Consider the following 720-nt stretch of genomic DNA (forward strand, 5'->3'; position numbering starts at 1 on the left):
CCAGCCGTTACCAGCATCACCGATTCGCCAGATACCACTGGGGTTTCGCTCACCGCGGCTGGTGCTGTGGGCGAAGGTGGTTCGATCACCTATACCGCCACCTTGACCAACCCGGCGGGCACGCCGGTGACCGTGACCTTGAGCAATGGATCGGTCATCACCATCGAAGCCGGCAAGACTACCGGTACCGTGGTCGTTGATACCCAAGCCAATGATGTTTACGTGAATGGCAGTACTGTCACTACCACCATCACCAGCGCGACCGGCGGCAATTTTGAAAACCTGGTGCCCAGCACCACGCCAGCCGTTACCAGCATCACCGATTCGCCAGATACCACTGGCCTGACGCTCACCGCGACCGGCAGCGTGGTTGAAGGCGGTTCGATCACCTATACCGCCACCTTGAGCAATCCAGCTGGCACGCCGGTGACCGTGACCTTGAGCAATGGCTCGGTCATTACCATCGAAGCGGGCAAGACCAGCGGCACCGTCGTCGTCGACACGCCGGTTAATGATGTTTATGTAAATGGCAGCACTGTCACTACCACCATCACCGGCACGACCGGCGGCAATTTTGAAAACCTGGTGCCCAGCACCACCCCGGCTGTCACCACTATCAGCGACTCGGTAGACGCCACGACGGTTACTCTGTCGACGACCGACACCGCGATCACTGAAGGCGGGGTCATCGTTTACACCGCGACGCTGAGTCATGAAGCG

General features: G+C 59.4%; 1 protein-coding gene. It reads left to right on the forward strand.

The genetic code is table 11. The features are described from left to right. Nucleotides 1–720: immunoglobulin-like domain-containing protein (locus PMI35_RS13735; RefSeq protein ID WP_008060810.1), on the forward strand; the 720-nt coding region annotated here is incomplete at both ends.

The organism is Pseudomonas sp. GM78, assembly GCF_000282475.1.
Classification (GTDB): Bacteria; Pseudomonadota; Gammaproteobacteria; order Pseudomonadales; family Pseudomonadaceae; genus Aquipseudomonas.